Below are 12,316 nucleotides of genomic sequence, written 5' to 3'. Positions count from 1 at the left end.
AAAACCATTAATTATGCTAAAAGAATTTAAGGAGTTCGCAATGAAGGGCAACCTTGTGGATATTGCTGTTGCTTTTGTTATGGGCGCTGCTTTTAACAAAGTAGTCACTACATTTACTGCCGGAATTGTATCGCCATTAATCGGGTTGATTTTTAAATCCGATTTCAACGATTTAAAATATGTTATTACACCAGGCGTTGTTAATGATGCAGGCGAAGTAACCGGCGAAATCGCTGTGCTTTACGGAAGCTTTTTAACGAGCTTGATTGACTTTATAATTGTAGCTTTCGTCATGTTCGTGATTATTAAAGGAATCAACAGAATTAAGAAAAAAGAAGAAGCAGCCCCTGCTGCACCAGCGGGTCCAACCCAGGAAGAATTACTTATTCAAATAAGGGATTTACTTAAAAAATAACAATGTGTTAAATATATAACAACGTGTTATTTGTTGTTAAAAAGCCCTCGTTTTGGTAAAACGAGGGCTTTTTTTTGGTTCTGAAATAGAATTATTGGTTAGTTTTGCCCCGTAAAATTTATTGAAACTTAAATTGAATTAAAATGAAGATAGCTGTTGTTGGTGCCACCGGTATGGTAGGCGAAGTAATGCTAAAAGTTCTTGCAGAACGTAATTTTCCTGTAACTGAATTGCTGTTGGTAGCATCTGAACGTTCCGTTGGAAAAAAACTGACTTTTAAAAATAAGGAATATACCGTAATTGGTTTAGCTGATGCTGTGGCAGCAAAACCACAAATCGCCATTTTCTCTGCTGGTGGAGATACTTCTTTGCAATGGGCCCCTAAATTTGCTGAAGCTGGCACTACGGTGGTTGATAATTCTTCGGCTTGGAGAATGGATCCCACTAAAAAATTAATTGTTCCGGAAATCAATGCTCATGAACTGACCAAAGACGATAAAATTATCGCCAACCCAAACTGTTCCACCATTCAAATGGTGTTGGCATTATCGCAACTTCATAAAAAATATAAAATGAAGCGTGTGGTGGTTTCTACTTACCAATCGGTTTCGGGTACAGGTGTAAAAGCGGTTAAACAATTGGAAAACGAGATCGCAGGTATTGAGGGCGAGATGGCATACCCATACCCTATCAGTAGAAATGTATTGCCACATTGCGATACTTTTTTAGAAAACGGCTACACCAAAGAAGAGATGAAATTGGCTAGAGAGCCACAAAAAATATTCAACGACAAAACATTTTCGGTAACTGCTACGGCTGTGCGTGTTCCTACTTCTGGAGGGCATTCCGAAGCGGTAAACGTACAGTTTGAAAACGATTTTGATTTGGCGGATGTTAGACAAATAATCAGTGATACCCCAGGTGTTGTTTTACAAGATAACACGGCTACAAACAGCTACCCCATGCCCATGTTCGCACACGATAAAGATGAGGTTTTTGTGGGCAGATTACGCAGGGACGAATCGCAACCAAACACGTTAAACATGTGGATTGTTGCCGATAACTTACGCAAAGGTGCAGCCACGAATGCCATCCAAATTGGCGAATATTTAATTGCTAATAATTTAGTTTAAGACAGCTTTTTCTTATTAAAAAAATAAATGCTATTTTTATTCTGAAGTAAAATTAACTTTTTGTTTCATTACATGACAAAAAATTAGACTGACCTTCTGTAAATGGTACTAATCCCACTGAAATTGAGATCTGTCAGGTTTTAAATCCCGATAGCTATCGGGGCTGACAGGTCTGGAACATGAGATTATTAAACTGCTGACAATTAGTTATATAACATTTATTTTTCAATTTTTGCCATGTACTTATCTTTTTGTACACCAAACAATAAAAACAAAATACTGTTTGTTTTATTTCCAAGCGTTTTTCGTAATATAGAAAAGGCTTTAGTAATATGTGCCTCAACAGATTTAATAGATATTTTTTTATATTCGGCAATCTCAATATTAGTAAGACCTTCTTTTCGGCTCAAAATAAAGACTTCTTTACATCTTGGAGGAAGTTTATGAATCTCTGAATTTACTCTTTCAATAATTTTTGCTAATGAATTGTCATCTTGAATTTCTATAACCTTGTCTAAAACTTTAAAATACTTTTGTTCAAGAATCATAGTAGATCTTTTTTTCTTGTATTGATTTATAAACTCATTATAGATTGATCTGAATAAATAGTTTGTCAAAGAAGTTGAAATATTTATTTTATGTTTATTTTCCCAAGTTTTCAAAAATACGTTTTGGAGAATATCCTGTGCTATAACTTGATCATTTGTAAGTGTTAATGCATAAGCGTATAACCTCTGACTATAATGATCTACTAAATAAACAAATGCCTTTTCTTCGCCTTTTTTTAAAGTTTCAATTAATGTTTTTTGGTCTGAATAATTCGTATTCATATTAAGTAAGTCATAAATATCAGTACTAATATATACAAATATGAAAAAAAAATGATAAAAATATTAGGGTATTGTGAATTTGGTTTGTCTATCAATAAAATAACATAAAATTAATGAATTCTAAAAACATTGAAATTCTTATTGTCAAATATCTCACTAATGAGGCAAATTCAGAAGACTTGGATTACTTGTCTAAATGGATTTTAAATTCGAAGAATGAAAGGTTGTTTGAGTCATATATCAAAATCCACTATAAATTAAGGTTAGCGATGAATAACCCAGATATAGAAGCGATAAAAAAGAATTTGTCTCAACAAATTAAAAAGGATAAAAACCCATTTTATAAATATAAGGTTCGGTCAATATTTAAGTATGCTGCATTATTGATTATAGTTTTTGGCATTGGGTATTTATACCAAATGAAGACAAATATAAGTGAAGATAAAGTTTCTAATAATGAGATATTAACTTCAAAAGAAGAATCTATTACTATACAGATGGATGATGGAACTTTAAAAGTTATTAACCTAAACGAAGAAAAACAAATAAAAGATAAAAAGGGTAATATTATTGGTAGCCAAAAAAAATCTGAACTGAGTTATTTAAAGGCAGTGACACCAGATAAATTGGTTTACAACACGTTAAATGTACCTTATGGGAAAAGGTTTGATTTAGTATTATCCGATGGTACACATGTTTATTTGAATGCAGGAACTTCAATTAAATACCCTATTAAATTTATTACGGGTTTACCGAGAAACGTGTTTTTAACAGGAGAAGCTTATTTTGATGTAACCAAAGATGAAAAACATCCTTTTGTTGTGAATGCAAACTACATGAATGTAAAGGTTCTTGGCACAAAGTTTAATGTTTCGTCTTACTCAGAAAATGCTAGCATAAATACAGTTCTTGTTGAGGGCTCAGTAGAGATTTATGGTAATAATAAAAGTAAAAAGGATCCTACAATACTAAAATCTGGGTTTAAAGCCGAATGGGATGTTTCTAATAATGAAATATCAATAGATAAGGTTGATACTAGAATCTATACTGCATGGATAGAAGGAAAATTAATTTTTAGAAACGCCACATTTAAACACATAAGAAAGACTTTAGAAAGGCAATATAATGTTATTATAAAAAATAGTAATAAAGAATTAGATGATCAATTGTTTGATGCCACCTTTGATATAGAGAGTATTAATGAAATAATCGAGTCTTTTAGCAAAAGTTACGCCATACAATATAAGATCATCAATAATGAAGTCTTAATTTATTAACCAATAAACTAACCTATATGATTGAAAAACTAATTTATTAAAATGCAAACTATTCGCTTTTTAAATAAAAAACCGGAAAATGCGGACACATTTTCCGATTTAGTAAAAAAGTGATTTAAAATGAAATTAAACCAATTACAAAACTAAATTATGAAAAAAATCATTAATTCATGGGAAGCTGACACTTCTTTTTTGAAATTAGACCTTAAAATGAAACTCACGCTATTATTCTTTGTCTGTACTTTATTTCAGCTAAGCGCTAGTTCATCCTATTCTCAAGCTACTAAATTAACTTTAGATATGGATAAAGTAACAGTGAATGATGTTATTCGTGAAATTGAATCTTTATCCGAATTCAAATTTTTATATAATCGGAATGAAATTGATTTAAACCGTGTTATATCTATTAAAGTTAATAAAAAGCGGATTTCAGATATTCTATCAAACCTTTTTATAAATACTGATACAAAATTTGAAGTGTTTAATAAACAAATAATACTTAAGAAGGCTAGCGATAAGGATGGAAAGGAATTAGTCAAAGAAGAATTAATTCAATCGTCCATATCAGGAATCATTACCGATGCTTCGGGCGTACCTTTGCCTGGTGCAAATATTATAGAAAAGGGAACTACAAACGGTACACAATCTGATTTTGATGGTAATTTTTCTTTGACTTTAAATAACGGAAATGCAATTTTAATTATTTCATATATAGGTTTTTTAAATCAAGAAATATCTATACATGGTCAAACCTCAATTAAAATAACATTACAAGAGGATTCTGCTAAACTAGACGAAGTAATTGTTGTTGGATACGGTACTCAAAAGAAAAGTGATTTAACAGGAGCCGTTTCCAGTGTTAAAGAAGATCAACTTGTGGCCTATCCATCAACTAATGGCGTACAAGCTTTACAAGGTAGGGCATCGGGCGTTGTAGTGCAATCTAACAATGGCGATCCAGGTGGAGATTTTAAAATAAGTATTCGTGGTTCAAACTCTATTAACGCAAGTAGTTCACCTTTATTTGTTGTTGATGGTTTAGTTGGTGGTATTTTACCCCCTGCTGAGGATATTCAGTCCATAGAGGTTTTAAAAGACGCTTCTGCAACTGCTATTTATGGTTCTAGAGGGGCAAACGGTGTTGTTTTGGTAACTACCAAAACAGGTAAAGAAGGCAAGGTTAAAATAAGCTACAATACCTATGGCGCATTCCAAAAAGAAATAGGCCGAGTAGATGTTTTAAACGCTCAAGATTTTAGTGCTTATATCAACGAAGCCAGAGGTACTGATTTTTATGATTTAAATAATATTACAGCAGATACAGATTGGCAAGATTTAATTTTTAGATTCGGCTTTACCCAAAATCATCAACTCTCATTATCCGGTGGAAGTGAAAAGGTTAAATTTTATGTTTCTGGAATTTATTTTGATCAAACAGGAGTTATTGAAAAATCCAGTTATAAGCGCATTTCATTAACGTCAAACTTAAATGCCAAAATTTCAGATCGTTTAAGGGTTAATTTAAATTCTATCATACAATCCTCCAATAGAAATGGCGTTCCTACCCAAACGAGCGGTGTAGCTACTAACTCAGGCGTTATAACTAGTGCCCAACGGTTTGAACCTAATGTTGGTATACTTGATGAAAATGGCGATTATACCATAAGCGCTGTGGGTATAGCTGCTTTTGAGAACCCAAGAGCCTCTATAGATGGAAGAGATGAAAACACTAGAAATGAGAACGTTCAGTTAAATTTGAAAAGCGAATTTGATATCACTGACAACCTATTATTTACTTCTACTTTTGGTGTGATATTAACAAACAATCGTTTTGCAGCATATTATAACAAAATTTCTAACCAAGGTCAGAATACTGATGGTCAAGCAAATTTATCGTATAGAAGAAATTCAAATTTCCTTACAGAGCAATATCTTACTTATAAATTTAACTTAGGAGATAAAAACAATTTTAATTTCACTAATGGGTATTCCTATCAAAAATTTGATACTGAAACTTTTTCAGCTGGTAACACCGGGTTTATAACGGATGCTTTCGGCTTTTGGAATTTGGGAGCGGGCACTAACTTATTAGCTCCAGACTCAGGTAAAGTTTCGTCTGAAATAGTATCAGGGTATTCACGATTAAATTACAATCACGATGACCGCTATTTATTAACATTCACAGGTAGATATGATGGCGCCTCCCAGTTTAGTGAAGGCAACAAGTGGTCCTTTTTCCCATCTGGGGCTTTCTCATGGAATATAAGCAATGAAAAGTTTTATCCGGAAAACAGTGTAATATCCAACTTGAAATTTAGATCGAGTTATGGTTTAACCGGAAACCAAGCCATTAGCCCTTATCAATCATTTTCGAGAATATCTCCTACCTACTTTGTTTTAAATGATGCCTCTGTTAGCTCTATAAGACCAACTGCTATTGCAAACAGCGATTTAACTTGGGAAACAACAGCACAATTTAACATTGGGATAGATGCAGAACTTTTAAAAGGTAGAATTAGTTTATCCGCAGATTATTATAACAAACAAACCAGCGATTTATTATTTAGTGTACCTATTCCTTCCTTTTCAGGATTTCAAACAAGACTGGAAAATCTAGGCAAGATTGAAAATAAAGGTTATGAATTTCAAATTCAATCCAAAAATTTAATTAATGACTTTAAGTGGTCTACTATATTTAATATTTCGAGCAACAAAAATAAAATTCTATCACTACCAAATGGTGAAGACATTATAATTTCAAGTGCCCCAAGTTTAACAGGATCAGTAGATAACTCTATTTTAAGTGAAGGTCACCCTGTAGGGTCCTTTTACGGATATGTTTATGAAGGCGTTTATCAGGTAGGAGATACTTTTATTCCAGGTGGTACTTTCGAGACAACGCCTGGAGGTGAAAAATATGCCGATTTAAACGGTGATGGCGTTTTAAATACATTGGATAGAGAAATAATTGGTGACCCAAATCCAAAATTCGATATTGGTTTTAACAATGATTTTTCATATAAAGGCATCAGTCTTAATATTTTTTTTCAAGGTGCTTTAGGCGGTGATGTGTTAAATTTAGGAAGAGCAGAATTAGATAGACTTACTGGGAACAACAATGCTACGACTGATGCTTTGAATAGATGGACACCTACCAATACAGTTACCAACATTCCAAAAGCTACCACAGGTCGTGTTCCTAGAACATCTACAAGATTTGTTGAAGATGGTTCCTATTTTCGTTTAAAAAACGTATCGCTAGGGTACGATCTTCCTTCAAGTTTATTGGAAAAGTTACATATTGGAGCTACCAAAATTTATATTAGTGGTCAGAACTTGTTAACCTTTACTAATTATTCCGGTGTAGATCCTGAAGTTGCGTTTCGTTCAAGCAATACAAACTTAGGATTAGATTACGGAAGTTATCCAAGTGCTATTTCTTATACCCTAGGATTAAATTTAAGTTTCTAATTAAAAATTTTAAATACTCATAAAATGAAAACATATATATTAAAAATCATGCTACTCATATTAATTGGAAGCACCGTTGGTTGTGACTTAGAAGAAGAGCCAAAAGGGCTATTATCCCCTGAAGGTTTTTTTCAAACCCCTTCAGATGTACAAGCAGCTGTATATGGGGCTTATGCCGAATTTGTAACAACTAATATGGAAAAATCATTTTTTCTTGCATTAATGCTGCGTGGGGATATGGTTGATATTGGAGACGGTAATACATTAGCGGACAGAGTAACAACCAACAATTTTACAATGGATGCCAACAATGGTATTATTGAAGATAGTTGGGTAAAACTCTATCAATCCATTTCTGCTGCTAATACAGCTATTGCAGGTGCTCGCTCTATAAATGCAGAAAGTTTTATTAAAAATAGATTAGAAGCAGAAGCCAGATTTATTCGCGCTTACGCATATTACCACTTAGTGCGTAGTTTTGGAGATGTGCCTTATCTAGGTGGTCCTGTAGAAAGTGTTAATACTCTAAATAATGCTACAAGAACTCCAGTTAATGAAATTTATACTAATATTATCAATGATTTGTTATTCGCAAAAGAAAACCTACCCAACCGAAACGTGTCAAATGTTAGAAATATAGGTACAAAAGGGAGTGCATCCACAGTTCTTGCAGATGTTTACCTAACTCTAAAAAGATTTGACGATGCAGCGGACGAAGCTAGATACATTATTACCAATAAAGCAGTTTTTGATTATGCATTAGAAAATAATTATCAGAATTTATTTAACGCTAATGTAGCAGGAAATATAAAGGAATCCATCTTAACAATCGATTTAAAGAATAATTTAAACGATGGAGAATATAATCCAAAAGATGGTATGGTTAACTTGACAAGAATTAGGGATTTTGCACCAAGAAGTCTTTCTGTGGCTGTTCCATCTTTGAAAGTTTATACCACTTGGGATAGCAGGGATTACAGACGTAAGGTAAGTTTCGAAGATTCAGTAGTATTTAAAGGTAATAAAATTGCTTTAGTTAATTCTACCTTCCGTGTTCCAAGACCTCATATAGCAAAATTTTTTAGATTTCCAGGCCCCCAAGATGGTGGCGATGATAGATCTAGCGACCACCACTACAATTTATATCGATACGCCGATGTACTGTTGATTGCAGCAGAGGCCATTGCAGAAACAGATGGAGCAACTCCTGAAGCCATAGGCTATGTAAATCAAATTCGCCAAAGAGCTAGGTTCAATGGTGCGAAAACCACAAGTTTTCCTGTGGATGTATTAAGTGGCATTAGTAATGCGGATTTTATACAATTATTAAGAGAAGAACGTAGACTGGAATTTGCCTTTGAGTTTAAAAGATGGTATGATATTAAGCGATGGGGGATTCTTAACGAAGCTTTTACCAGACCAGAGTCTTTGGAATCTTATAATGTGGATGTAAATAGAGATTATCTGTTTCCAATTCCTCAAATAGATGTAAACCCTCCAAAAATTACTCAAAACACAGGGTACTGATTAAACCCTAAAGAATTTATTTGAAGCAAAAAACTTGAGAATTATTTTCTGAATGTTTGTTTCTAAAATTATCCTGGGTTAAAATAGGAACCAATCTAATAAGATTTGAAAATACTCAATAAAATTATGAAAGCACTCCTATCACTATTAATTTCAATTTTATCAAGTCATCTTTTGCTAGGGCAAAAAATACATAAACAAGAGGTAAAAAACGTTATGAACCAAGTTGCAGACTGGCAAATAGAGCATTACCAAGATATTTATAGCGAACGTGACCAACCACACCACCCACTGGACTGGACCAATGGAGCCTTGTATGTGGGCATGGTAAAATGGGCTGCCGTGGCAGATGATGACAAATATTATGAATGGTTGGAAGAAATTGGAGAAAAGCACCAATGGCAATTACATCGAAGAAAATATCATGCAGATGACCATACCGTAGGCCAATTATATGTTGAGCTGTATCGAAAGTATTTGGACATGGAAATGATAGAACCAACAAAAGAGCAGTTCAATTTTATTATACTCCATCCTGCCCAAACCACCTTAAATTGGAAGACTCCTTATCACCAAGACCGCTGGAATTGGTGCGATGCCCTTTTCATGTCACCTCCAGTTTGGGCAAAACTTTACAATATAACAGGAGAAAAAAAATACTTGGATTTTATGATGACAGAATTTAAAGCAACAACTGATTTCTTGTTTGATAAAAAAGAAAACCTATATTACAGGGATGAAAGCTATATAGGTAAACTAGACAACGGTACCAAAATATTTTGGTCAAGAGGTAATGGTTGGGTATTTGCCGGACTCGTTAATATAATGAACGAGTTGGATGAGAATAGTAAGGAATACAGATATTTCCTGAACATCTACAAAAAAATGGCCAGTAAACTGCACAAAATCCAAACTCCTGAAGGCCACTGGGCCATGAGTTTATTGGGTCAAAACTTTTACCCTACGCCCGAAAATAGTGGTACCGCATTTTATGTTTACGGCTTAGCATGGGGAATAAACCAAGGGATATTAGACAAGGCAACATATGCCCTCACGGTACAAAAGGGGTGGAATACCTTGGTTGGTCATGTTACCACAGAGGGCATGTTGGGTTATGTCCAGCCCATCGGTGCAGCACCTGGCAAGGCTTGGGCCGATAAAACTGAAGTTTATGGCACAGGTGCTTTTTTGAGCGCAGGTTCTGAAATTTACAAAATGCTTGGTGGCAAGTAAAAGAGACTTTGGAAGTTAGTATTAACAAAATCATTAATCACTTATTAATGAGAGCATCAATTAAGTTGGCTTTGTTAACGAATAAATTGTTGATTTTTAATTGTTTACAAATTTTATAACACGATCCAATTGACTAAACTATTAATAAGAGAAGCTTTAACCCCTTATTAAGCTATAATTAAATGATGCGAAAAGACTGCCTTCAAAACTTTATACATTGTGGGTTGTACCCAAAACATCCCATCATTAAACCGTTACAATTTTATAAAGTTTAAAAAATTGTTAAATCAAATTCTTTGATTTTAAGGCATATAATAAGATTTGAAATAAAAGTAAAATGAAAAAAAATAATTATTTAGTTCTCATTTTAGTTTCAATTATACTTTGCAACTGTCGAGAGAAAAACAAACTGGTTGAACCCGAAAAAAAAGAACATCCCAATGTGTTGTTTATTGCTGTGGATGACCTGAACAACATGTTAGGGGTTTTGGATAGATATTCAAATACGAAGACCCCTAATATCGATAGATTGGCCGCTAGAGGGGTTATATTTTCAGATGCGCATTGTCAGGCACCATTGTGCGGTCCCTCAAGAGCATCCCTAATGACTGGTTTGCGCCCATCTACAACAGGGATTTATGGTATGATTAACGACAACAAAATTCGCTCGAAAAACCCAGCTACCAAAGAAATAGTTATGCTACCGGAATACTTTAAGAAAAATGGATACCATACCATGGGCATTGGTAAATTGTTTCATGAACACGCACCCGATGGTGTTTTCGATGAGTCCGGTGGTAGGGTAAAGGGTTTTGGACCTTACCCCCCTGAACGTTTTGTTTGGGATGGTTACGGCAAGGCGGATAGAAAAAAATATGGTAGAACAGGTACCGATTGGGGAGCTTTTCCCAATTCCGATTCGCTAATGCCCGACCATGAATCCGTAGACTGGGTCATGGATCGTTTGGAAAGAAAATATGACAAACCCTTTTTTATGGGCGTTGGTTTTTTACGGGTTCACGTACCTTGGTATGTACCGCAAAAATGGTTCGACATGCATCCCTTGGACAGCATAAAAACGTTTCCTTATAGAGCAGATGATCTGAATGACGTTCCTCCAATTGCGCTGCAAATAAATGATCTGCCCATGATGCCCTCTACCGAATGGGCAATTGAAAGTGGAGAATGGCCTAAAATCATTCAGGCATATTTGGCATGTATCAGTTTTGTGGATTATGAAATAGGCCGATTGATAGATGCCCTTGACGAAAGTGAATACGCAGCTAATACCGTTATTGTATTATGGTCCGATCATGGGTATCGACTAGGGGAAAAAGGCACATTTGCCAAACATGCATTATGGAATGCAGCGACCAATGCACCACTCTTATTCGTCGCACCACAGCTTCCTAAAGGGAAAGTCATCGACAAATCAGTTGAAATGCTTTCCATTTATCCAACCCTTTTAGAGTTATGCGGGCTTCCTGCCTATGAAAGAAATGAGGGCAAAAGTTTAGTTCCAACAATACTAGGAAAGGAAAAAAAACCTTCTTTCGCAATTACAACATTTGGAATGAACAATCATTCAGTAAAATCGGATTATTTCCGATACATTCAATATGAGGATGGGGGCGAAGAGTTTTATGACCACAAATACGATCCGAACGAGTTTACCAATCAAGCCGAAAATCCAGAATATAGGCAAGAAATAGAGCGTTTAAAAAAATATTTACCCAAAACGAACGCCAAATGGGATCCAAATTCTTCGTATACCTTTCAGCCGTATTTTGTAGAACAAAAAGCGAGAACAAGTGCTTCAGATGAAAACCCTCCAAAGATTACTCAAAATACTGGTTACTAATCACATAATAAGTAGTTATAAAATAAGTTGATTTTTTAACACGGGTTAATTGGCCCGTGTTTTTTTTATTCAAATTTTATAATTTAACGTGAATAATGGATAACCCTATTGAGCCGAAAATGTCCCTTCCCCAACCCTAAAGGGTGATACATTTTATACATTTCAGGAATTTTTCCACCCTTTAGGGGAGGGGAAAAAGAAAAATTCAATCTTAATTTTCTTATCCGTTATTCACGTTAATTTAGTTCGATTTTTCCTAAAGTCATATAAGTAATTACCCGTTCGCTTCCAAATAATTAAAAATAATATAATATATTTTGGTGCATTAACAGTTAGTCTGCTTACTGGTTTTTAGGAAATTTATGGCTTAATATAAATTCTTTGTGACAAGAATTTTAATAAATTAAGTCAAGAAAACTCTTAAATAGTTTGTAAATAACACAATTCAGGAGGGTTATTTCACAAAAAAATATTTATGCACACGATAAAGACGAGGTTTTTGTGGGCAGATTACGCAGGGACGAATCGCAACCAAACACGTTAAACATGTGGATTGTTGCCGATAACTT

At 34.4% G+C, this 12,316-nt stretch carries 8 protein-coding genes and 1 pseudogene; 8 read left to right on the top strand and 1 reads right to left on the bottom strand.

Features of this window, described 5'->3' with window-relative positions:
• Nucleotides 1-13 precede the first annotated feature (13 nt).
• Nucleotides 14-415 carry a large conductance mechanosensitive channel protein MscL gene (gene mscL / locus ACU1LP_RS01225; RefSeq protein WP_445732803.1) on the top strand — a complete coding sequence of 134 codons (402 nt, stop codon included), beginning with the start codon at nucleotides 14-16 and terminating at the stop codon, nucleotides 413-415.
• A 143-nt stretch (nucleotides 416-558) separates the two neighbouring features.
• Complete coding sequence (locus tag ACU1LP_RS01220) at nucleotides 559-1,548, top strand: aspartate-semialdehyde dehydrogenase (protein ID WP_445734218.1); 990 nt, start codon at nucleotides 559-561, stop codon at nucleotides 1,546-1,548.
• Between the two features lie 218 nt (nucleotides 1,549-1,766).
• On the opposite strand, the gene ACU1LP_RS01215 is transcribed toward ACU1LP_RS01220, so the two are convergent.
• On the bottom strand, nucleotides 1,767-2,378 hold the full coding sequence (locus ACU1LP_RS01215; RefSeq protein ID WP_445732805.1) for an RNA polymerase sigma factor: 612 nt from the start codon (nucleotides 2,376-2,378) through the stop codon (nucleotides 1,767-1,769).
• A gap of 113 nt (nucleotides 2,379-2,491) precedes the next feature.
• On the opposite strand from ACU1LP_RS01215, the gene ACU1LP_RS01210 reads away from it, so the two are divergent.
• The 6 genes and pseudogenes from ACU1LP_RS01210 to ACU1LP_RS01185 form a co-directional block, all read left to right on the top strand.
• Nucleotides 2,492-3,655 carry a FecR family protein gene (locus tag ACU1LP_RS01210; protein WP_445732806.1) on the top strand — a complete coding sequence of 388 codons (1,164 nt, stop codon included), beginning with the start codon at nucleotides 2,492-2,494 and terminating at the stop codon, nucleotides 3,653-3,655.
• A 150-nt stretch (nucleotides 3,656-3,805) separates the two neighbouring features.
• A complete protein-coding gene (locus ACU1LP_RS01205; protein ID WP_445735327.1) occupies nucleotides 3,806-7,126 on the top strand; it encodes a SusC/RagA family TonB-linked outer membrane protein in 3,321 nt (1,106 codons plus the stop codon).
• 24 nt (nucleotides 7,127-7,150) lie between these two features.
• Entirely contained in the window at nucleotides 7,151-8,653 is a 1,503-nt protein-coding gene (locus tag ACU1LP_RS01200) for a RagB/SusD family nutrient uptake outer membrane protein (protein WP_445735326.1), read from the top strand.
• A 126-nt stretch (nucleotides 8,654-8,779) separates the two neighbouring features.
• On the top strand, nucleotides 8,780-9,886 hold the full coding sequence (locus tag ACU1LP_RS01195) for a glycoside hydrolase family 88/105 protein (protein WP_445735325.1): 1,107 nt from the start codon (nucleotides 8,780-8,782) through the stop codon (nucleotides 9,884-9,886).
• A gap of 337 nt (nucleotides 9,887-10,223) precedes the next feature.
• Nucleotides 10,224-11,747: a sulfatase gene (locus ACU1LP_RS01190; RefSeq protein ID WP_445735324.1), complete on the top strand. Its 1,524-nt coding sequence runs from the start codon at nucleotides 10,224-10,226 to the stop codon at nucleotides 11,745-11,747.
• 471 nt (nucleotides 11,748-12,218) lie between these two features.
• Nucleotides 12,219-12,316 (top strand): annotated as a pseudogene (locus ACU1LP_RS01185) (Asd/ArgC dimerization domain-containing protein); the annotation flags it as partial.

This window comes from Mariniflexile sp., assembly GCF_052728615.1.
Note: the sequence above shows the minus strand (reverse complement) of the source record. Positions and strands in the feature narration are given on the sequence as shown.

Coding starts and splice junctions, on each gene's coding strand:
- mscL (WP_445732803.1), top strand. CDS start 14: ATGCTAAAAGAATTTAAGGAGTTCGCAATGAAGGGCAACCTTGTGGAT.
- ACU1LP_RS01220 (WP_445734218.1), top strand. CDS start 559: ATGAAGATAGCTGTTGTTGGTGCCACCGGTATGGTAGGCGAAGTAATG.
- ACU1LP_RS01215 (WP_445732805.1), bottom strand. CDS start 2,378: ATGAATACGAATTATTCAGACCAAAAAACATTAATTGAAACTTTAAAA.
- ACU1LP_RS01210 (WP_445732806.1), top strand. CDS start 2,492: ATGAATTCTAAAAACATTGAAATTCTTATTGTCAAATATCTCACTAAT.
- ACU1LP_RS01205 (WP_445735327.1), top strand. CDS start 3,806: ATGAAAAAAATCATTAATTCATGGGAAGCTGACACTTCTTTTTTGAAA.
- ACU1LP_RS01200 (WP_445735326.1), top strand. CDS start 7,151: ATGAAAACATATATATTAAAAATCATGCTACTCATATTAATTGGAAGC.
- ACU1LP_RS01195 (WP_445735325.1), top strand. CDS start 8,780: ATGAAAGCACTCCTATCACTATTAATTTCAATTTTATCAAGTCATCTT.
- ACU1LP_RS01190 (WP_445735324.1), top strand. CDS start 10,224: ATGAAAAAAAATAATTATTTAGTTCTCATTTTAGTTTCAATTATACTT.